Origin of the sequence: Streptococcus parasanguinis, from assembly GCF_901875555.1 — a bacterium.
GTDB classification, from domain to species: Bacteria; Bacillota; Bacilli; order Lactobacillales; family Streptococcaceae; genus Streptococcus; species Streptococcus parasanguinis_H.
This window is the reverse complement of sequence record NZ_CABFMD010000007.1, coordinates 17182-39494: the sequence shown is the minus strand read 5'-3', so window position 1 is coordinate 39494 and position 22313 is coordinate 17182. Positions and strand designations below refer to the sequence as shown.

Here is a 22313-nt window from a genome sequence, read left to right as displayed (position 1 = left end):
GAAATCGGTCATTCGTTAGAATTCGATTTCGTCGTCCCACCTCCGCACAGTTGAGTAGGGCTGTAAAAGCTGATGAATTCAGCGTAGTAGAGCCCACTCAACCACTGCGTCTTGCTCGACAATCCAAATACAATTGAGAGGCTAGGATTTCTGTTCCACTCTCTTCTTCACATATTGTTCAACTGGATAATCTGCTGGATCTAGGCGCACGTTTCCTCCTGTCACAAGTTGGGCCAGGTGCCACCCAATAAGGGGACCAGTTGTGAGGCCAGACGAACCGAGGCCACTGGCGACATAGAGACCTGCTTGATCGGGAAGAGCTCCCCAAAATGGTGAAAAGTCACTGGTGTAGGCACGAGTTCCTACGCGCTCCCCGACAACTGTCGCTTGAGCTAGTTCTGGATAGTAGGCCAAGGCTTCCGTTTCCATCTGATTGAGCAAAGCTTGATCCACTGTCAGGTCAAAGCCCATCTCATTTTCATGGGTGGCTCCCATACTGATCTTGCCTTTTTGGAAGGGAATGATATCCAGTTCCCCTTCTGGCATGACCACAGGATAGTCATCCGTGTCTAAGTCTAGATGATAATCCCGCAACTGTCCCTTTTGAGGACGGACATCCACTTGGTAGCCAAGTGGCTCGAGCACCTGACCCAACCAGGCTCCTGTCGCTAGGATGACCTGGTCATAGCTCTCTCCTGCAATCTGATAGCCGTGATCAGAGATTGAGAGAGCAACCTCTTCCTTGATCACTCTTGCGCCACTAGCTTTCAGAAGAGTTTCCGTTAGAAGAGCTCCTTCTACATGGGCTCCACCGGACGCATAAAGGAGCTGTTCAAAGCCTTGCAGACCTGGGAATTGTTGGCCCACTTCTTCTTTAGTTAAAACCGCCAAGTCCCCGATTAAGGGAGATTCCTCCCGACGACTCAGCGCCAACTGATAGAGTTCATCTAATTTCTCTTCCTTCTTCTTAAGGAGATAGACCCCAGTCTGCTGGTAAAAGTCTGTTTCGATTCCGTCTTTGGCTAGGTCCTCTACTAATTCTTGGTAGAAATCAGCTCCTAGCTGAGCCAGACGATACCAGGCCTTGTTTCGTCGCTTGGAAAACCAAGGGCTAATAATGCCAGCCGCTGCCTTGGTTGCTTGGCCAACTCCGTGATCATATACAGTGACATCCACTTGTGCTTCCTTGGATAAATAATAGGCTGCAGTAGATCCTACGATCCCTGCACCGATAATAGCAACTTTCATGATAACCCCTTAGATATGGTAAAAAGGATTGGTGCTGGCTTGACTGCCAATCACTTCGATTTCCCACGCTTCTTCAGACTTCCACTGATTGAGTTTTTCGACTAGTTTTGACACAAAGAGAACTTCGATATGATGACCTGGATCCAAGGCCAAAAGGCCATCGCTCAGCATGTCTTGAGCCGTGTGGTAGTAGATATCTCCTGTGATGTAGACCTCAGCCCCCTTAGCGAGAGCATCCTTGTAAAAGGACTGGCCACTTCCTCCACAGATAGCGACGCGCTCAATCACCCGTTCCAGATCCGACTGGTCATAACCAACCAAGCGCAAAGCATCTAAGCCAAAGGTTTCTTTTACCTTTTGAGCCAACTGGCCAAAGGTTTGGGCTGGTACTTGACCGATGCGGCCTATTCCGAGTCCTTCTCCTGTCATGCTGAGGGGCTCTGTATCTTCAATGTCCAAGAGCTGGCAGAACCAATCGTTGAGACCATCTGGGACAATATCAATATTAGTATGGCTGACGTAGACAGCGATATCGTGCTTGATCAAATCGATATAGATCTGATTTTGAGCCCGATCGGCTACCAGATCCTTGAGGGGACGGAAAATGGGCGCGTGCTTGACGATGATCAGGTCTACCCCATGGGCGATAGCTTCAGCTACCGTCTGCTCCCGGATATCCAAGGCTACCATGACCTTATGGATGTCTTTTTGCAGGGTGCCGACCTGTAAGCCACAGACATCTCCCTCCATGGAAAGTTCTTGGGGACAGTAGGCTTCATAGCGTTTGATGACTTCACTTGCTAACATGTAGAACCTCCTTGATGTGTGCGATGCGCTCTTCTAACGATGCTCTGGCAGATTGATTCTCAACTGGGACCTGCTCCAAGGCGAAGGCCAGTTTTTCCTCTTCCTTGGACCACTTTTGGACAAAGGCCGGAGCTTGTTCCAGCATCAAATACGGACCAAAACGCAGTTCCTTGGCTGTCAACTCTTGTGAACCCTGTTCGACCACAAGGATCTCATAAAACTTCTCGTTTTCTTCTAAGATGGCTTCAGCAACAATGCGAAAATCATGGTCTACCAACCAAGCCCGCAGTTCATCTTCCCGATTATTGGGTTGCAAGACCAAGCGGGAGACACCTGCTAATTTCTCAAGACCTGCTGCTAGGATATCTGCAATCAAGCGCCCGCCCATTCCTGCGATGGTGATGCAAGAAATACTATCCGTTGGTTCAAATGCGGCCAAGCCATTAGCTAGGCGGACTTCAATCTTTTCCTCTAAACCATTATCGGCGACATTTTGCAGGGCAGACTGATAAGGTCCCTTAACTACTTCCCCTGCAATAGCAGCCTCAATTTTCCCTTCTTGCAAAAGCGCGATTGGCAGATAAGCATGGTCACTTCCCACGTCCAACAGACGCGCTCCAGCTGGGACAAAGCTAGCCACCAGATTCAAGCGATTTGATAATTTCGTAAATTCCATGTGCTTCTTTCTATACTTTTATTCCATTCCTTAGTATACCATGTTTGCACCATTAAAAAAAGGCGCAACGGCGCCTTGTCTATTATGGAAAAGTATTATTTTAGACTTTCCTTAGGTGAGTCCGGACGTCAGCGAACTTCGAAGAAGTTCCATGACTAAGTTTTGAGTCTAATGTCTCAAAACTTTCGGGCACATGAAACTTATACGTTTCATGTGCTATACTCACGGCGGAAACTCTCGCAATCATCCTCAACAAGCCGATACTAGACTTTAGTCAATTTCCTTATAGTCCACTTCCAAGCCACGTTGCACTGCTGGGCGATTAGCAATTTTCTCTGTCCAAGCTTGCAAATGTTTGTATTCCTTTACATTTAGGAAAATTCCTGCTCGGTCCCAGACCTTGTCTTGGGCGAGACGGCCATACCAAGACCAGATGGCGATATCCGCAATAGTATAGTCATCTCCTGCTATATAAGGTTTGGTCGCCAATTCTTTGTCCAGTAGGTCCAATTGGCGTTTGGCTTCCATGGCAAAGCGGTTGATGGCATACTCGATTTTTTCAGGAGCATAATGGAAGAAATGACCAAAGCCCCCACCTAAAAATGGCGCAGCCCCTGTCTGCCAGAAGACCCAGTTAAGCACTTCGGTTCGTTTAGCAGGATCTGTCGGAATCAATTGTCCAAATTTCTCTGCTAAATACAAGAGAATATTGGCAGATTCAAAGACCCGAACGGCTTGGTCACCTGATTGATCCAACATGGCTGGAATTTTCGAGTTTGGATTGATGGCCACAAAGTCACTGCCGAATTGGTCGCCATCCCCAATCTTGATGCGGTAAGCGTCATAGCCTGCATCCACTCCAAGCTCTTTTAGTTCTTCCAGCATAATGGTCACCTTGATCCCATTGGGGGTTGGAAGGGTGTAGAGCTGGAAAGGCTGGTCGCCTTTTGGAAGAGTTTGTTCAAAGCGGGCACCTGCTGTTGGTTGGTTCAAGCCACCCCAGGCTCCTCCCATTTGACTCGGTGCTTCCCATACTTCTGGTAATTGATAGTCTGACATCTCATTTCTCCTTTTTACTAAGCTACTCCTAGCATATCAAATATCAGGCTCCCTTTCAAAAATCTGCTACGCTAGCTTTACTTGACTTTTCTGGTCAAAATGATAGTATAGAAAAAATACATTTTTAAGGAGAAAACCATGTCCACGATCGATTTTCATAGTTTGGCAAAGACGGAACTCCACTGTCACTTAGACGGTTCCTTGTCGCTTCCAATCATTCGCCAATTGGCAGCTATGGCCAATATTGACCTCCCTGCTAGCGATGAAGAGCTCAAACACCATGTCACTGCCCCTGCCCACTGTGAGAATCTCTTGGACTATTTGGAGGCCTTTGATTACATTCGCCCTCTCCTTCAAACCAAGGAAGCCCTGACTCTTGCTGCTTACGATGTGGCTAAGCAAGCGGCTCTAGAGAATGTCCTCTACATCGAAGTTCGTTTTGCACCTGAATTATCCATGGACCAAGGACTTACCGTCCCAGAAACCATCGATGCTGTCTGTGAAGGATTGCGCCAAGCCCAGGATGAATTTGGCATTACAGCCAAAGCACTCGTTTGTGGCATGCGCCAGTCCGATCCAAAACTCACCTCTCGCATCCTTGCTGAAGCCAACAAGGTCAGTGATCAAGATTTTGTTGGTTTTGACTTTGCCGGGGATGAGCACAACTACTCTCCAGAAGATATTCGACCTTTAATCGAGCAAGTCAAGAGTTACCATCGCCCTATGACGCTTCACGCAGGTGAGTGTCATTGCCCACACTTTGTAGCCCAATCGATTGCTTTTGGCATCAAACGCAATGGCCACGTGACAGCTCTATCTCATGAACCAGCCTTACTCCAATCCTTTATTGACAATGGGGTCACGGGTGAACTCTGCTTGACCAGCAACTTACAGACAAAAGCAGCACCGACTATAGAGGATTTCCCTTATCTGAAGATGAAGGCAGCCGGTGCTCGGATCAGCATCAATACCGATAACCGGACCGTATCTGATACCGACCTCACTAAGGAATACGCTCTCTACCATCAGCATTTCAAAACCAAGGAAGCTGACTTTTACCAGCACAATGTCCATGCCATCCAGGCTTCCTTTGCCAGTGAGGAGGAAAAGCAAGCACTCCTTACCAAACTAGAAAAAGCCTACGCAAACTATTTATAAACGAAAAAAGCTAGCATTATATGAGTGCTAGCTTTTTTAATCCTTCCACAAATCCATGGCCTGTAAGAAATCGTCTGAAACCGTCACATTGCGTGGGTTGGCTTGCTCGCGTTCTTGTAGTTTCACCTCTACTTGGACCAGGCTGTTGATACCTTCACTGCGCCAGTTTCGCAAAATAGCCTGGATATATTTCCAGTGAGGCTTGCCATTAAAGACGGCTTCTCGTAGCGCTGCCTTGATCACATCGGGATCTGTCTGATCCTCGCGCACGGTCTTGGTCAAATCTTCAATCTCAAAAGGCGTCAAGAGTCGTCCAAGCTCCTGTTGGAAAGTTTCCACCAAGTCCTTGATGACATTTCCCTTGGCAGGAGCACTCTGTGTCTTCCCTTGTGTCTGAGCCTCTAAAATTTCATCCAAGCGTTCCAGGGCAATGGTCGCATCAAAGATGGCTTCAATCTCGCCATTGAGCTCAATGGTCCGGTATTGCAGAAGGCCCTTTGTGGTTAAATTGGACATGATCCGATTAACCTCTGTCACCGTTTTTCCAAGATGACTAGCAATCTGATTAGGAGTCAAGGCCTCTTGGCCAGTTGTATTTTGAAGGAAGAAAAACTGCCAAACCAAGTAGTCATCTGCTTGGTCGAACAAGTCATGATAGTGAAAAAGCAAGGCACTTGGAAGAACCAAGTTGCCATACTTAAATGCTTGTGAATATGTCATAATTCCCCTTTATAGGTAACCATAAAATGAAATATCTTTTTCCAATTCTTCCAAGCGGTAAGGTGTTTCTTGATAAACCGCATAGTTGATCCAATTACTAAAGAAGGTCGTCGCAGCTAGATTCCAGCGAATGCGAGGCTCTGTGCTGGCATCATCCCCATCAAAGTAATTCTTAGGAACATCCGGATCCAAGCCTGCCTTGACATCTCGGTTGTATTCCTTAGCCAGCGTATCGCGATCATACTCCAGATGGCCAAAGCTATAGACCTCACGCATGTCTGGACTGGCAATGATGGAAAGACCAACTTCATTTCCTTGCGCGATCACTTGAAGATTGCTCTTTTCAAGGACTTCCTTCAAAGGAACATCCGTATAGCGAGAATGAGGGGCAAGGAAGCGGTCATCAAAGCCTCTCATGAGAAGACTTTCCGGACGCACCACTGCTTGGTCATAGATACCGGATAGCTTGTCACAAAGCTCAACTTTTTGAATCCCGTAACGGTGGTAGAGACCAGCCTGAGCTCCCCAACAGAGGTGCAAGGTGGAAAAAACATGACGCTTGGCCCATTCAAAGACCTGGGTCAACTCATCCCAGTAGTCCACTTCTTCAAAGTCCATCTTTTCGACAGGCGCTCCTGTCACAATCAAACCATCATAGTAATTATCCTTGATATCCTCAAAGGTCTTGTAGAAGCTCTCCAAATGTTCTGCCGCTGTATTCTTGGACTCATGGCTCGCCATATAGAGGAACTCCACATTGATCTGCAAGGGCGTATTGGCCAAGAGGCGTAAGAGCTGGGTTTCTGTCGCAACCTTGGTCGGCATCAGATTAAGAATGAGAACATTCATAGGCCGAATATCCTGATGAGTCGCCCGAACATCATCCATGACAAAAATATTTTCTGAACGAAGGATATCAACTGCTGGTAATTTTTTATCTAGAGTAATTGGCATAAAAAGCTCCCATCTTACAAGTTCTTAACTAACATTATATGATAGGAGCTTATAGTTTTCAATTATGGTTTTTCTGTAGCCAGTTATAGTATTAGGCTATATTAGTAATGCATCAAAACTTTGTAGTCGTAATCGCCGATCGCTTCGCGACCATTCAAGTCGTCCAACTCGATCAAGAAGGCACACCCTGCAACGACCCCACCGAGTTTTTCGATCATTTCGATGGTTGCCTTCACCGTACCACCAGTCGCCAAAAGGTCATCAACGATGAGAACACGTTGACCTGGTTTGATAGCATCTGCGTGCATGCAGAGGGTATCGACACCGTATTCTTTTTCGTAGTCAGCAGAGATGACTTCACGTGGCAACTTACCAGGCTTACGAACAGGTGCAAAACCAATTCCCAATTCAAAAGCGACTGGACATCCAACGATGAACCCACGCGCTTCAGGACCGACGATCATATCGATCTTCTTATCGGTTGCGTATTGAACGATTTCACGAATCGCATAACTATAAGCATTGCCATCTGCCATCAAAGGGCTGATATCACGGAAGGTAATTCCTTCTTGTGGATAGTTTTCAATGCTTGCAATGTAATCTTTTAAATTCATGGTTAACTTTCTTTCATAAAAAAATTTTTACATTCCATTATACCATGAATTCTACTAACTTGCATCATTTTTGCCAAATCATTTTCCCAAGTCGCTCCATCGAAAGCAAAAATCCCACATCCGAAAAATGATGTGGGATTGGATTCCAAAAAAACTTACTACTCTTCTATCAATTTATTGTACTCGATTTTCATATCCCCCAAGTTTTTCAGTGAATAACGGGAGCTTCCATTCTTAAACCAGGTACCAAGGATGTAATGCTCGGCCACTTTCTTACTTTGGTTTTTCAACCAAGTGCGGTCTTTGCCGTAGGTGGCAAGTTGATCAAGAAGTTGCTGGCCCACGTAGGTAGTATCTTCTTTAGAAAGGTAGACCTCCTTCTGGAAAAATAGCTTTTTAGATGAGTTGTATTTAAATATAAAATCAAGTGTCACACCTTTTTCCAATTGAAGATCATACATATAGGTCCAGTTGGGAGTTCCCCTAAACATCATCACGGACAGTTCTTCGTTAACATCGACAATTCCTTTAGAATAGGGGTAGGTCTGAAAATCCTCGTCTTCTTTCCAGATACCATCGTTTCCTATCGTTTCTGTATAGGGCTTAAACATCACATAGCGTATCAGCCCACCATTTTCGGAGTAGTTGATTTCTTCCATGGGGTTCTTGAGGCTCAGGTAAATTCCCAACCAATAAAGTGCAACAAGCAGGAAGGGGCTTAGCCAGAGAAACTGTTTTAGGTGTTTGTTCATTAGGCCTGTCCTGTCAGATAATCATAGATTTCTCGAACTGTTCCAAGAGCCATCAATTCCTGCTCTTTCACCGTTTGTTTGAGGTTTTGGTAGATGGTGCTTTCAGCGATTTCCCGTTTTTCTGCTTCTTTATTGACCTTCATGATGCCATTTTCAATGGTCACAAAGCCCAGCTCTTGGAAGATCTGGATCATTTTGACCAGGAGGATCTGCTGGATCTTGAGATAGGCTGCTAGGTCTTTGAGTTTGTAGCGGACATCGAACTCTGGGTACTGATAGATGGTCTTATAGAGCTTGGCATACTGGTCCCTACTGCCATAACCTGTCAGATAGTAGGCTTTGGCGATTTCATTTTTGAAATACACAGCCTGGAAATTATGTTCTTGGAAGATTTGCCGAAGTTCCTCTATATCCTCAGGGATATTTCCAACCACTATAGCGGAAGCGCCTGCTAGATTTGGCAATTCTTTGGTAAAGTCAAGAACAGGAACACCGGCGGGGAGGCTGGCCGTTTTAGAGCGAATATTAAAGAGTTGCACGCCATCGACACGCGCATCAACCAGCATGAGTTGAAGGGTTGTTTGGCCATTCCATTGGTTGACCGACAATTGCACAGCTAACTCCAGATTTTGCACTTGCGCAAATTCCGACTCTAAGCTTCCCAAGCCAAAGGCAACCACCTCAAAGGTCGCATCTTCTTGAGAAATTTTGAGTTTCAAGTGGGCATTGCCAGCACCCATCGAGCGCGCCCCTTCTACCTTGAAGTTACGGACTAGAAAGACGGGTTTTTTATTGTCCATGCCAAAAGGGCTCAAGCGTTCAAAGCTTTTCAGGATCTCAAGCGAGAGATCGGTTAGATGCAGTTCCTCGTCGATGGCTAAGCTAGACTTACTGCTGAGATCAATCTCTTGCTCTGCAATATAGTCGGTAAGGGCCTTAGACAAGGCAGGGAGTTGGTCCACATCGAGCGTCATCCCTGCTGCACCGGCATGTCCTCCAAAGGCGACAAAGAGCGACCGGTGAGGATCAAGGGCCTCAAAGATATTGACCGACTCAGGACTCCGAGCGCTCCCTTTAGCCCGTCCATCCTCTATGCTCAAGACAACAACCGGCTGATGAAACTCTTCTAGTAGACGGCCGGCAACAATGCCAAGAACCCCAGGATTCCAGCCTTCCTTGGCCAAGACCTGGGCGGGCAAGCCCGGGTCAACCATGGCTTTGGCTTCGTCATAGATACTTTGGACAATCTCTTTGCGTTCTTCATTCTTCTGATGGATCATGAGGGCAATCTCGTGCGCCTCTTCATCGTCAAAACCAGTCAGTAGTTCGACGGCTGGATTAGGGTCATCCAGACGCCCAAGGGCATTGAGACGAGGAGCAATCTGAAAGCCAATTGTTTCTTCATTAATATCCTCCGGACGAATCCCCGCAATCTCGAAGAGCTCCTGCAAGCCCATTCGCTGGGTATGTTGGAGAACACCCAGGCCGTATTTGACCAGAATTCGATTCTCATCTGTCAGGCTCACCATGTCAGCAATGGTCCCGATGGCTACCAAATCTAAAAGATCAACTGGTACTTCCTCTAGGAGGGCACAGGCCAGCTTAAAGGCCACGCCACAACCTGCTAGATAACGGAAGGGATAAGCCGCATCTGGATGCTCCGGATGGACGATCGCATAAGCATCTGGCAAGACTTCCGGCATCGAGTGGTGGTCGGTCACGATGACATCCACTCCCATTTCCTTAGCCATGGCGATGGCTTGATTTCCTGCCACGCCATTGTCCACCGTGACAATCAAAGAAATACCTTGCTGCTCGATAAAGTACTTGTAGACACTCTCATTGGGACCGTAGCCGTCTGTGAAGCGGTTAGGTAGGTAGACTTGCACCTCTGCACCCATCTGCTCCAAGGTTTCCTTCATAATGGAGGCCGAAGTCATCCCGTCCGCGTCATAGTCTCCATAGATAAGGATCTGCTCGTAATCTTCGATGGCCCGTAGAATACGCTCCACTGCCTTGTCCATATCATGGAGCAAATAAGGGTCGTGAAGGTTCTCTAACTTGGGTTCTAAAAAATCTTCTAAATCCTCTTTGGTCTGAATGCCACGCTCATACAGTAAGCTTGCTACGGACGCTTCTAGACCTGCTTTTTTGGCAAGGGCTAAAAAAGCCTCATCTACACTTGTCGCAGCCAACTGCCAATCGTATTTTGAAGTGATCATCTAGCTTTTGGTCTCCTCTTTTTCTTATCTGAATATTATAACATGAAAGGCGAAAATGGCGGGAAATAAAGGGGCAAAGTCGGAAACTGAAAAAATGAACATTTGCATATAATTTTGTTGCACTTAGCTTGACTTATGTCTATAAAAGCTTATAATATTAATGATAATAATCTTTTTTAAATATGTGATGGGATGATTATTCTGTTAAATTTTCACTGCTTATTATCATTAAATATTATGAAGCATTAATTTCTTCTGTTTTTCTATCTAATCATTGTATTTAGAAAGTTTGTTTCAGGTCCAACCAATCCTCTATTATGGACAGACTAAAGATAGGATATTGAGGTATGTCCCCATATTTTCTCAATAGAGGTAAGGTCCTTCTTCTCTAACTACATGTTAAAATAAAGCGACTGATTGTATGGAGCAAAGATCAGAAGTTTTTCAGTTTTAGGATATATCACTATATAGAAAAACTGTACGAAATTTATGCAAAAGAAAGGAAATGAGGCCAATTGAAATTTCTATATAAAAAGGTAGTTGCATTTGTAGCTATCATCGCTGTGGTAGCCTTAGGATTGTCTGTGATCAAACCTGTCAGTGCAGCCACTGTAACGCCAACAGTATCCAATCTAAAAGCTCAGGCAAGTGGACAAAAAGTTACCTTCTCCTTTGACTGGGATTTGACTGGTAAATCTGTTAAAGAAGGGGATACGTTCACCATCGATGCTCCAGAAGGTGTCAATATCACTGAAATCGCAACACAATCTCTACAAGCTAACGGGGCTGAAGTAGCGACCATTTCGATGACAAACAAAAAGATTACTTTTACTTTCAAAAAAGCAATCGAATCCATGAACCAAAACGTAAAAGGTGGCTTCTCATACAAAGCAGAATGGGATAACACACCAGGCAATCCTGGAAATAAAACCGCTACTTCAAGAGTTGGTTCTGAATCAGTCGTCATTACACGTCCGGATGGGCCTGGCGTTTTCGAAGCTATCTTAAATAAATATAATCGTACAGGTGATTATGTTTCAAAAACATTCAAATTAGATGTTTCAGAAAACTATGCTTGGATGAATGTTGGAGATGACTATTATTTAACAACTTGGTTCATCCGTATCAATGGGGATGGCCAAAAGAAAGCTATCACAAACCCAGTGGTTTCAGATAAAATCCAAGCTCCAGCTGTGGATTACTCAACAATCACTTTTGCTCCAGCTGCGAAGCACGCAGCAAGTGAATTCTTTGTAGGAACCTACTTAAAACCATCCTTCACACTTAGAAAAGGTGGACAAGTAGTTGCTTCAGGTTGGGATTTCTGGAAACATGTGAAATTCGATGCAGATGGCAACGGATTTACTGTAAACTTATCTGATGTTAGTGATGTATTCAAAACAGCATCTAGCGATGAATTGATCGTTGAATACCAAACATTAATTCCTAAGACAACCATTCGCGTTGACAACAATGCTACGTTAACTGCTGATGAAATCAAAACACCATTAAAAGACCCAGCGTTCTGGAATAACACAGAATTGAAATTCTGGGTTTCTGGTGACAAGACTGTTACAGTTCAAAAAGAATGGGTTGGCGATAGCGAAGCAGATCGTAAAGACATTACTGTTCAATTGATGGCCAATGGTCAAAAATTGGAAGGTATGACTAAGACCTTGACAAAGGCTTCTGGTTGGTCTACAGAATTTTCTAAATTACCAGGTATTAAAGATGGAAAACCGATTGTTTATTCAGTAGAAGAAACGAATACACCTGATGGTTATACTTCAAAAGTTGAACCAATCAATGATTCTAATGTTATCAAAGTTGTCAATACTTCAAATAAACCAAAAGTTACTGAAACCACTGCAAATCTTGTTGTTAAAAAAGCTTTCGAAGTAGCCGGCGATCAGAAACATACACAACTTCCGATCACAGAAGGTCAATTCGAATTTGCCTTGAAAGACGAAAACAACAAAGTTGTCGAAACTGCCAAGAACAAAGCAGATGGCTCTGTTAACTTTAAGTCTCTGACTTTTAATAAAGAAGGTACTCATACTTATACCATCACTGAAAATAAGGGTACAGATGCTAGTGTCAACTATAGTACACAAAGCATCACTGCCACTGTTGATGTGAAGAAAGTAAACGACAAACTCGTTGCTACTGTCACTTACTCAGGTGGAGATGGTGAACAAAAAAATACGATCACCAATACTCAAAACAAACCAAAAGTTTCAAATGCTAAGGTAACCTTAAAGCTTAAAAAAGTATTTGAAGGTGGTGAACTCAAGGGCGATGACTTTGAGTTTGTTGCAAAAGATTCAAACGATAAAGTTGTTGGTACAGCTAAGAACAAAAATGATGGTTCGATTACTTTCGATAACATCTCTGTAGACAAAGCAGGGACATTCAAATATACTATCACTGAAACAAAAGGTACGGACAAAACCATTACCTACAGTGATAAAACCATCACGGCTACGGTTGTAGTGGTTGAAAAAGACAATGCTTTAGTTGTAGAACAAATCAACTACTCTGATGGTCAAACTGCTACAGATACGTTCACCAACAAAAAAGAAGCTCCTAAAACAGAAAGTACAAAAGCTACTCTTCAAGTGCAAAAGATCTTTAAAGAAGGTGAAACAACCTTACCGTTGACAGACAATCAATTTGAATTTGTCTTGAAAGAAGGAAACAATACCCTTGAAACTGCCAAGAACAAAGCCAATGGTACTGTAACCTTTAAGGAACTTTCTTATACTGCAGAAGGAACACACACTTACACCATTACCGAAAACAAAGGTACGGATGCTTCTATCAACTATAGCACACAAACCATCACTGCTACTGTTGATGTGAAGAAAGTAAACGACAAACTAGTCGCTACTGTGACTTACTCAGGTGGAGATACTGAAAAAGGTGATACCTTCACAAATACTAAGACACCTCCGACGCCTCCAACTCCTGTTCCTCCAACAGTGAAACCAACGACCGCTCAATTCAAGGCTAAAAAAGTATTGGCCATCAATGGTACAAGCGATCGTACATTGAAAGCAAATGAGTTTACTTTCCTTCTCAAGGATCAAGCTGGTAAGCTCCTTGATACCAAGACAAATGGTGAGAATGGGGATATTCTCTTCAATCCGGTAAGCTTTAATGAAGCTGGTACTTTCACCTACACAATCGCTGAACAAAAACCAGCTACGCCGGAATCCGCTATTACTTATGACGAAACTGTTCATACTGTAACAGTAACTGTCACAAAAGATGCAACTGGACAATTGAATGCGGATGTTCAATACGACGGTAAAAAGGATGCTCCTACTTTTACCAATACGTATACACCTCCGACACCTCCAACTCCAAGTGAAAAACAAATTACCACAAGCAAGATTTTAGAAGGTCGTGACCTTCAAGGTGGTGAATTTAGCTTTAACCTCCTGGACGAAAATGGAACCGTTCTTCAAACAAAACAAAATGCTGCAGATGGTACAGTGACATTTGATGCGATCGCCTACACGGAAGCGATGATTGGTACTCATAAATATACCATTAAAGAAGTCGTTCCAGCTGATAAGGCAAACATCCAATATGACGAAGGTCAAGTAGATGTCACAGTTACCGTCACAAAAGATGAAGCGGCAAACGCTATCCAAGCAGTTGTTTCATACGGTGAAAAGAAAACCTTTATCAACAAGGTGATCCCACCAACTCCACCAACAGTAAATAATCCTGAATTGAAACTTTACACCCTTAGAGTTCGTAAGGTAGATGAAAAAGGTGATTACCTTGCTGGTGCAGTATTTGGACTCTTTGAAGCAGATGGTGTGACACCTGTTGCAAACCCATATGGACAAGGCCAAGCGCAAGCAATTTCTGGACAAGATGGACTTGCAAGCTTTGTTGGATTTGAAGCGAAAGATTACGTAATCAAAGAGCTCTCTGCTCCAAGTGGTTACCAACTTTCAAATGAAGTTATCAAAGTTTCTGTAAGCGACTATGTTGTTGCTACAAACCTTGTTGTTGATAAAGGAAACGTGGTAAATAAACTTCTTCCACCTCCACCATCAACAGATAAACCTAAATCATCAACACCTCCATCGTCAAATGAAGATAAGCCGAAGCCTAGTGGCAAGTCAAACTCTAGTGAAACTCCTAAATCTAGTGACAAACCTAAAGAAAATAAAAAATCTCTTCCTTCAACAGGAACTGAAGATCATTTAGGACTTATTGTAACTGGTTTGACATTCGTCGCTACAGCTATTGCTTCTATGACACTTAAGAAGAAAGAAGACTTCTAAGAAACACGAAAGATCTAGTCAAACGTGACTAGATCTTTTTTTGTATCTGCTTCTCTTATTCTGGTTTGTTTTGATCTTCAAAAAAAACAACTTTCCCTTCTTTAACTTTGAAGGAGTAGCTGAGCGTGTCATCCGAATCATCTTTATGATTGGAATAGTAGAAATTATAGGAACCATCTGGTAATTTACTCGCATCTAGCTTTTTAGCTGCCGCTTTTAGATCTTGCTCCTTAGCGGATACGGCATCATCTATATAAATGGTCATATAAACTAACTCTTGGTCAATTAGAGTCTGAAAAGGAATCTGATAGTAGCCAGCAAAGTCCTTCTTTCCTTCTTTAAGATTTTGAGTGGCAATGGCATCCAACCTTGCCTCTTTCTCTTCTTTAAAAAAGTCGCCAAAGAAACTAATGAAATGAATAGGGAGACCGATCTTTTGCTTCTTTAATTGTTTCTCAATTTTATCTTCCAGTTCTTTAATCGATTTCTGCTCCAAAAAAGCTTTCTTATATTCTGGAAGATGGTCATTATATGAATCTGACCAGTCACCCGCAAAAGTTGTTTTCTGTTCTAATGACACCGTTTGATCATCGTAGGTTTTTTCAGAGTAGGTGTAACTGACATGATACTGTGGGAATTCCAAAGCAGTCCAATCCAGTTTGTTTATGGTAACAGTTCCATGCAGACCAACTTGAGCAAGCTCACCGCTAACAACTTCTTTAGCCTTTTTATAATCGCTCGGTGTCATAATCTTACAACTGGTTAGAACCATCGTTAAGAATAGGATGGGGACTAGGAATATAAAGGAATAACCTTTGTTTTTCATAGATCTACCTCCAAAAATAGAAAACTTCCAAAAGTTAGCTAGAGAACTAGCAAGAACTAGATGATGAAGGGACCACACAATTTGAAATACTTTTCAATGCATTCAATGATCTAACTCTATTCTACCATTGTTTACAAAGAATGTCAGGAAAAACAAGAAAAGAGGCTGGGACAAAAGTCCTAGCCTCTCAATTGTTTTTGGATCGTCGAGCAAGACGCAGTAGTTGAGTGGGCTTTACTAGGCTGATTTCATCAGCTTTTACAGCCCTACTCAACTTTGCGGAGGCGGGACGACGAAATCGAATTCTAACGAATGACCGATTTCTGTCCCACTCTCTCTCCGTCAATTATTATAAATCATCCCCGTACAGGCTTGCTCTGACAATTCGACAAAGCCGAGGGACTGGTAAAAGGCTAAATTTTTCTCGCTACGATCAGTGGCAAGGAGCCGTTGATAGACATTGGGGAAGGTCGCTAAAGCCTCTTCTAAGAGTTTCGTGCCAATGCCTTGGCGCTGGTGATCTGGTCGCACCAAGAGGTCCTGTACAAAAATGACAGAATGGCCATCTCCTACTAAGCGAATGTAGGCTACTAACTCTTCCTTATCATAGACCGCCAACTGCCAGAGACTGGCTTTGACAGCTTCTTCTAGCATAGCTGGATTGTTAGTATAATTGGTCCAGCCGACCGAGCTGTAGAGTGCGAGTAGGTCCGCCATCGCTGGAATGTCTTGTTTGTAATCGAACATCTTAACTCCTTTTTAAGCTATAGTGCTGGAAGAAGGCCATATCCCTGTAAGGGGACTCTTGGCAGACCGCCAGTTCCATCTTGAGCATAGACTCTCGCCAACCTTCTTGGCTTTTGAAGCGGTTATCCTGCAAGCCATAAAAGCAACGAATTCCTTGGTAGTCCTGAACTTCGAGGGCTAGGTCTTCGACTGCTCTATCTAGATCATAGGCCTGAGCCAAGCCCATGGAGTGGGTCTCTAAGTCCTGACCTGCTAGGAGATCAAGCGCTTTCTGAGTATCATTTTCAAAGACGACGGTCTGCAGGACACGGCCAACCTCATTGTGCTTGACGATAGAGAGTAGGCCACCTGGTTTCAAGAGGCGGGTGAATTCCTTGAGAATCACCTTGCGATCCTCTACATACTCCAGGACATTGTGGCAGAGGATGACCTCAAAGCTGGCGTCTTCAAGGCTTGCTAACTGGTCCAGACTTCCGACGCATTGCTGGTAGGGATGATCCTGGACTCGCAAGGCCAGCATCTCTTCATTTGGTTCCACAGCAAGGACTTGATTGTCTTGCGCCAGGTGGTTGGCCAAAAGGCCAAAGCCACTGCCAAAATCAAGCACTCGCTTTCCCTTGATGTCCTGTAATTGCTCAAAAAGAATATCATAATAGATCTGTCCCCAGGGTTGCCGGATATTTTCTAAATAAGCTTGAATATTGGCTGCCATCTAGCTCCTCCTATTTGTAGTTGAACATCTTGCTAGCTAGCTTGTCCGAGATACGTGGAAAAAGGGTATAGAGCTTGTGAGTTAGGTTCAAGAGCCAAGGCAAATTGAGCTCGCGTTTTGCTTTTCCAAAGTTTTTTACGATCTTCTTGGCCACAAAGTCTGGTTCCAAAATATAGCGGTCCACAGCCTTGACATAGCTTCCGTCAGGATCTGCCTGGTCAAAGAAAGTAGTCCGAATGGGACCCGGATTAACCGTCGTCACATGGACACCAAAGGGCATGAGTTCCAAACGCAGAGCGTTAGAGAAGCCGATAGCTGCAAACTTAGTAGCCGAATAGAGACTGGATTTAGCAGTTGCAACTAAGCCCGCCATGCTGACGATATTGACAATGTGCCCCTTGCCTGTTTCCTTCATGTGCGCACCAATCAAGCGTGAAAGTTGCATGAGGGCAAAGGTATTGACCTCAAACATTTCCCGCACCTGCTGGTCAGAAATGTTATCAAAGGCCTCAAAAATCCCATAGCCTGCATTGTTGACCAAAATATCAATCTGTCCATAGCGCTGGTAGAGCTCTTCCACTAGCTGTTGAACAGCTGATGGATCTGTGATATCAATCCCGATGCACTCGGTTTGAGGTTGACTGGCGTAGAGTTTTTCCAGTTTTTCTTGATTTCTGCCTAAGAGAATCAGCCGGTCTTCAGGGAGGAGCTTGACCATTTCCTGTGCCAAGCCTCCACTTGCTCCTGTTATGAGAATGGTTCGCATCTTAGATCTCCACTTCTTCTAGATCTTTGACCACATAGACATTTTCAAAAATGCTGGACGCATCCTTGCGCAATTGGCTGATGTCTTTTGATAAAAACCGCGCACTGATATGGTTGAGAAGAAGGCGTTTGGCTCCTGCTTCACGCGCCACTTCTGCCGCCTGCATATTGGTCGAGTGCCCGTGCTTTCGAGCAATCGTTTCATCACCCTTGCCATAGGTGGACTCATGGACCAAGACATCTGCATTGACCCCAAGACGGACGCTAGCATTGGTCTTACGCGTATCGCCCAGAATAGTGATGACTTTACCCGGTCGAGGGGCTGAAATGTAGTCTGCTGCAATGATCTTGGTGCCATCTTCTAGCGTAACATCCTGGCCATTTTTGACTTTCCCAAAGAGCGGTCCAAAAGGAACTCCTGCCGCCTTCAACTTCTCTGCATCCAGTGTTCCTTCGAGGTCCTTTTGCATGACCCGGTAGCCCACACAAAAGATCGTATGGTCCAAAGCTTCCGCATAGACCGTAAATTTATCGGTTTCTAAAATCTTGCCGAGAGAATGTTCATCGAATTCATGAAAATGGATGCGGTAAGGCAGTCGAGAACCCGATACCCGAAGACTGGTCATGACAAAGGATTTGATCCCTACTGGACCATAAATATCCAGATCTGTCTGCTCTTCATTGGCCTGAAAGGCCCGACTAGAGAGGAATCCTGGCAAACCAAAAATATGGTCTCCGTGTAGGTGAGTGATAAAAATCTTGCTAACTTTTCGTGGGCGAATGGTGGTCTCTAAAATTTGATTCTGGGTCGCTTCGCCACAGTCAAAGAGCCAGACTTCATTGATTTCATCTAGCAATTTGAGCGCTAAGCTCGATACATTGCGGGCTTTTGAGGGTTGCCCAGCTCCCGTTCCTAAAAATTGAATGTCCATTGTCTACTTTCTATCTATATAAATCATGGCCGTCCGGTTCTCTGAACGGAACGAAAGGTTTCCAGAATAGGTGTGAGCCTGCTCAAGCAGCTCTTCTTGGTTATAGCCTGACAGTTTGAAGCGTCCATCTTCCAAGGTCATCAAGTCCGTCAGGGCTGTGAGCGCTTCTGTTTTGGTCACCACTTCTGGGCCGGCCTCTTGCAAACAGATCTTGCCATCTTTTTCAAAGACCAAACAATGCGGAAAGATCTCTGCAATTTCGAATAAAATCGAAGGGGTGATTTCCGCCGCTGGATTTTCAGCAAAAACACAGGCCATCTCCTCATTTACATAAGCCAAGCCATAAGACTTACCCGACAAATTGAGACGGATAAAGGGCTTGCCTTCATCAAAGCTGAACTCATCGGTAAACAAGTCAAACGCCCGGCTCAAGTCCAAGAAATATTCCATAGCCTCCTTGGGGCTCTTCTTTTGATAGAGCTCAGCGAAATAGGCGTTGAGCACACTTGGGGGAGGCGTAATCATACGGAGCCGCAAGTTCTCAGGGATCGTGCTTAAAAGATTAGTCAGATAGACCCGATCGAGGCTGGTATAACCTCCATATTTTATCGCTAAATCAACATAATCCGTCATAAAATTCTTCCAACTTCCACTTATTTTTCTCTGCGATATAGCCTTGAATGACCTCGACGTCTTCTTCAAATTCGCGCTGGTCAATGATCGCGACCGTCTCTAAGTCATGTGTCCGATAGGATTTTGAAAAGGGAACGCGAATGGTAAAGGGAACAAAGAGTTCTCTCAATTTTTCTAGTAACAAAGCCTGCAGATCTTCACGGGCCGTTTCAGAGCGAGCTGAAATCAAGCTAAAAGGTGTCTGGGTTGGGGTAAAGTCTGCTACTTTGTCTGCTTTGTTATAAAGAGTCAAGCGAGGAATCTCCAGCATATCCAGGTCCTTCATGATCGAAACCACGGTCTTTTCATGCTCTTCATGATTGGGATCAGACGCATCGATGACATGAACCAAGAGATCCACATTCTTACTTTCTTCCAGGGTCGACTTAAAGCTCGATACCAACTCTGTTGGCAGGTCTTGGATAAAGCCAACCGTATCGGTCAGCGTCACTTGCAGATTGCCTGTTAGGTGGATGCTCTTGGTTGTGGCGTCCAAAGTCGCAAAGAGCTCATCCGCTTCATATTGGCTCTTACTGGTCAACTGATTCATAATGGTCGACTTCCCTGCATTGGTATAGCCGATCAAACCAATCTTAAAGACAGGAGATTCCAAGCGTTTTTCACGAAGAGTTTCCCGGTTCTTTTCAACAGCCTTGAGCTGGCGCTCGATATCGGTGATTTGATTGCGGACGCTCCGGCGGTTCAACTCCAGCTGGCTTTCCCCTGGTCCACGTGAACCAATCCCCCCGGCCTGACGGCTGAGCATGATCCCTTGACCAACAAGTCGTGGCAAGAGATATTTAAGCTGGGCCAAGTGCACCTGCAACTTCCCTTCATGACTCCTAGCCCTCATGGCAAAGATATCTAGAATCAGCTGCATCCGGTCAATGACCTTAACCCCTAGGATTTCTTCTAAATTGACATTTTGACGAGGGGTCAAGCGGTTATTGACCACTACCGTTGTAATCTCCTCGGCTTCTACCATTTGAGCGATTTCTTCGAGTTTTCCTGCGCCAACAAAGGTCTTAGTGTCGTATTTCTCCCGCTTTTGTGTATAGGAGCCCCGGACATCACCACCGGCTGTTTTAGCTAGGCTCGCCAACTCTTCCATCGACATCTCAAAATTGTCCATACCTTGTAGTTCCACACCGACCAAAAGGATGCGTTCTTGTTTCTTTTCTGTTTCAATCATGCTGTAAAAACTCCTTTACATCTGCAAGAACCTGCTCCTTGAAATGGGGGGCAGAAATGGCGTAAAATTTTACTTCCATTCGATTTCGAAACCAGGTCAGCTGCCGTTTAGCAAAACGCCGGGTGTTGCGCTTGAGGGTTTCACTGGCTTCCTCCAAGCTCTGTTCTCCCTTAAAGTAGGGAAAGAGTTCCTTGTAGCCAATGCCTTTACTGGCTTGCACATCTGGATAATGGTCATAGAGCCAACGGGCTTCCTCTAATAACCCCTCCTCTAGCATGCGATCTACTCGACGATTGATGCGCTCATAGATCAAGGACCGGTCATCATCTAGACAGATCAGATAGGGGTCAAAATCGGTCTCTTGGTTTGCTAGGTCTTGTCCGAAATGCGCAATTTCAAGAGCCCGCATGGCCCGACGACGATTGATCTGAGGAATCACAAGTCCTTGCTCCGTCACCCTTTGGTACAAGTCTTCATCCGAAAGCAAGTCCAATTGAGCCCGATAGGCCAGAATCTCTTCATGAGGAACTTCACCACCAAGATGATAGCCTTCAAGAAGACTTTGGATGTAGAGGCCCGTCCCACCTGCAATGATGGGGAGCTTGCCTCGGGCTGTGATCTCCGCAATGGCCTGTTTAGCTTCTCTTACAAAATCAAAAGCCGAGTAAGACTCGGTTACCTCCCGCACATCGATCAAATGATGGGGAGCTGCAGCCTGCTCTTCTGGTGTCGCCTTGGCAGTTCCAATATCCAGCTTGCGATAGATTTGCTGGCTATCACCACTGATGATTTCACCATTGAGAGCTTGGGCCAAATCGATCGCAAGAGCTGTTTTTCCAACCGCGGTCGGTCCCACAATCACAATTATCTTGGTTTTCATCGTTTTTCCTTGCAAAATTCACGTTTTTTCGTTACCATATATTATAACATAAATATTTAAAGTTCAGAAAAGGAGAAATTCTCATGGCTAAAGGATTTGGTAAAGGTTTTGTTACTGGTGTTGCTGGTACAGTTGCTGCTGTCGCAGGTGCAGTTTACACATTCAAGAAAAAAGTAATCGAGCCAGAAGAAAAGAAAGCAGCTTTCATCGAAGAAAACCGCAAAAAAGCAGCACGTCGCCGTGTATCACACTAATCCTAAAAAAAGCTCCGGGAAACCGGAGCTTTTTTTGCTGAAGAAAAAGTCCATTTTGGAAAATTTTCTATTGCTGGTAGGGCTTGTCAAGATAAGCTAACACAAGTAATGCTAAAAGAATTAGAATGATTTATGTTGTGTTTATTCAAAGATATACTGAAACTTTCCGCCGTGAGAAAAGTGCTAGAAACAGATCCTGTTTCAGGTACTAGGAATTATTGAGAGTAAAACAGTTCGGGGAACTGTTTTAGCCTGTGCTAAGAATTTCAAGAGCGAAGGGGCTCAAAAATAATTGAACACGGGCTGCGGATTGCGTCAAAAAGATAAGCTCTCCTAGAATCTAAAGATTCTTCGTCAAACTTCCTATTTTGGCTTTATCCGCAGTCGCCCTTTGTATCTTGATTTAGTCATGGAACTTCCTGAATTGCTGAAATCATCCACTGGATAATTTCACCTAACGTCCGTCGTCACCTAAGGAAAGATAAAATATAAAGAATGATTTCACCGTTCTTTGATCATTTTCGTTGCGATCTCCAAGAGCTCCACTCCCATCTGAAAGTGCTCGTCTAACAAATCATAGACGGCATCTTCAGACAAGACACCACAAGGAAGATCGGCTGGAAAATCCGCTTGATTGGACAGGTCCAAGTCATCAAAATAGGCCTGACTACTATAATAATCGCGCAGTTGGATATAGCTCTCTTGATGCTCTTTTAGTCGATCCACTGCTTTTTTTGTATCTTCCAAAGTCTTAGCATAGTCATTCAAATAACCTTCCATACTTTGGATGCGTTCAATTTTTTCCTTTGCAATTGTCAT

The 22313-nt window shown here is 44.4% G+C and carries 21 protein-coding genes; 3 read left to right on the top strand and 18 right to left on the bottom strand.

Going from position 1 to position 22313, the window contains the following annotated elements:
• Positions 1–141: 141 nt before the first annotated feature.
• The 4 genes from JX304_RS02215 to yghU form a co-directional block, all read right to left on the bottom strand.
• Positions 142–1248, bottom strand: coding sequence for an NAD(P)/FAD-dependent oxidoreductase (locus tag JX304_RS02215; RefSeq protein WP_205011074.1), 1107 nt, complete (start codon positions 1246–1248; stop codon positions 142–144).
• A gap of 9 nt (positions 1249–1257) precedes the next feature.
• Entirely contained in the window at positions 1258–2055 is a 798-nt protein-coding gene (locus tag JX304_RS02210) for a Nif3-like dinuclear metal center hexameric protein (protein ID WP_205011073.1), read from the bottom strand.
• Positions 2042–2731: a tRNA (adenine(22)-N(1))-methyltransferase gene (locus JX304_RS02205; protein WP_205011072.1), complete on the bottom strand. Its 690-nt coding sequence runs from the start codon at positions 2729–2731 to the stop codon at positions 2042–2044. Before JX304_RS02205 ends, JX304_RS02210 begins: the two co-directional genes overlap by 14 nt.
• A gap of 270 nt (positions 2732–3001) precedes the next feature.
• A complete protein-coding gene (gene yghU / locus JX304_RS02200; RefSeq protein WP_205011071.1) occupies positions 3002–3790 on the bottom strand; it encodes a glutathione-dependent disulfide-bond oxidoreductase in 789 nt (262 codons plus the stop codon).
• 138 nt (positions 3791–3928) lie between these two features.
• Between yghU and add the strand changes: the two genes are divergently transcribed.
• Positions 3929–4948, top strand: a complete 1020-nt coding sequence (gene add / locus JX304_RS02195) for an adenosine deaminase (protein ID WP_205011070.1) — start codon at positions 3929–3931, stop codon at positions 4946–4948.
• Positions 4949–4984: 36 nt separating this feature from the next.
• Here the strand turns inward: add and JX304_RS02190 are convergent, their stop codons facing one another.
• The 5 genes from JX304_RS02190 to recJ form a co-directional block, all read right to left on the bottom strand.
• Positions 4985–5668: a DnaD domain-containing protein gene (locus JX304_RS02190; RefSeq protein ID WP_205011069.1), complete on the bottom strand. Its 684-nt coding sequence runs from the start codon at positions 5666–5668 to the stop codon at positions 4985–4987.
• A gap of 9 nt (positions 5669–5677) precedes the next feature.
• Positions 5678–6622, bottom strand: a complete 945-nt coding sequence (gene metA / locus JX304_RS02185; protein WP_205011068.1) for a homoserine O-acetyltransferase MetA — start codon at positions 6620–6622, stop codon at positions 5678–5680.
• 101 nt (positions 6623–6723) lie between these two features.
• On the bottom strand, positions 6724–7236 hold the full coding sequence (locus JX304_RS02180) for an adenine phosphoribosyltransferase (protein WP_205011067.1): 513 nt from the start codon (positions 7234–7236) through the stop codon (positions 6724–6726).
• Between the two features lie 158 nt (positions 7237–7394).
• Positions 7395–7988, bottom strand: a complete 594-nt coding sequence (locus JX304_RS02175) for a TipC family immunity protein (protein WP_205011066.1) — start codon at positions 7986–7988, stop codon at positions 7395–7397.
• Complete coding sequence (gene recJ / locus JX304_RS02170; RefSeq protein ID WP_205011065.1) at positions 7988–10210, bottom strand: single-stranded-DNA-specific exonuclease RecJ; 2223 nt, start codon at positions 10208–10210, stop codon at positions 7988–7990. Before recJ ends, JX304_RS02175 begins: the two co-directional genes overlap by 1 nt.
• A 515-nt stretch (positions 10211–10725) precedes the next feature.
• Between recJ and JX304_RS02165 the strand changes: the two genes are divergently transcribed.
• Complete coding sequence (locus JX304_RS02165; protein ID WP_205011064.1) at positions 10726–14514, top strand: Spy0128 family protein; 3789 nt, start codon at positions 10726–10728, stop codon at positions 14512–14514.
• Between the two features lie 55 nt (positions 14515–14569).
• On the opposite strand, the gene JX304_RS10730 is transcribed toward JX304_RS02165, so the two are convergent.
• The 8 genes from JX304_RS10730 to miaA form a co-directional block, all read right to left on the bottom strand.
• On the bottom strand, positions 14570–15340 hold the full coding sequence (locus JX304_RS10730) for a hypothetical protein (protein ID WP_239649395.1): 771 nt from the start codon (positions 15338–15340) through the stop codon (positions 14570–14572).
• A 342-nt stretch (positions 15341–15682) separates the two neighbouring features.
• On the bottom strand, positions 15683–16087 hold the full coding sequence (locus JX304_RS02150) for a GNAT family N-acetyltransferase (RefSeq protein ID WP_205011062.1): 405 nt from the start codon (positions 16085–16087) through the stop codon (positions 15683–15685).
• 1 nt (position 16088) lies between these two features.
• The gene (locus tag JX304_RS02145) at positions 16089–16799 is read right to left on the bottom strand and encodes a class I SAM-dependent methyltransferase (RefSeq protein WP_205011061.1); all 711 of its coding nucleotides are present in this window, start codon (positions 16797–16799) and stop codon (positions 16089–16091) included.
• A gap of 10 nt (positions 16800–16809) precedes the next feature.
• Entirely contained in the window at positions 16810–17565 is a 756-nt protein-coding gene (locus JX304_RS02140) for an SDR family NAD(P)-dependent oxidoreductase (RefSeq protein WP_205011060.1), read from the bottom strand.
• 1 nt (position 17566) lies between these two features.
• Positions 17567–18496, bottom strand: coding sequence for a ribonuclease Z (gene rnz / locus JX304_RS02135; RefSeq protein ID WP_205011059.1), 930 nt, complete (start codon positions 18494–18496; stop codon positions 17567–17569).
• Positions 18497–18499: 3 nt separating this feature from the next.
• Entirely contained in the window at positions 18500–19129 is a 630-nt protein-coding gene (locus JX304_RS02130) for a cystathionine beta-lyase (RefSeq protein WP_205011058.1), read from the bottom strand.
• Positions 19113–20360: a GTPase HflX gene (gene hflX, locus JX304_RS02125; protein ID WP_205011057.1), complete on the bottom strand. Its 1248-nt coding sequence runs from the start codon at positions 20358–20360 to the stop codon at positions 19113–19115. Before hflX ends, JX304_RS02130 begins: the two co-directional genes overlap by 17 nt.
• Positions 20353–21240, bottom strand: a complete 888-nt coding sequence (miaA, locus tag JX304_RS02120) for a tRNA (adenosine(37)-N6)-dimethylallyltransferase MiaA (RefSeq protein WP_205011056.1) — start codon at positions 21238–21240, stop codon at positions 20353–20355. Before miaA ends, hflX begins: the two co-directional genes overlap by 8 nt.
• An 83-nt stretch (positions 21241–21323) precedes the next feature.
• Here miaA and JX304_RS02115 point away from each other — a divergent pair, with 83 nt between their 5' ends.
• Positions 21324–21494 (top strand): DUF3042 family protein, encoded by a 171-nt coding sequence (locus JX304_RS02115; protein WP_003014881.1) that lies wholly within the window; start codon positions 21324–21326, stop codon positions 21492–21494.
• Positions 21495–21995: 501 nt separating this feature from the next.
• Here JX304_RS02115 and JX304_RS02110 read toward each other — a convergent pair.
• A complete protein-coding gene (locus tag JX304_RS02110) occupies positions 21996–22313 on the bottom strand; it encodes a DUF4298 domain-containing protein (RefSeq protein WP_205011055.1) in 318 nt (105 codons plus the stop codon).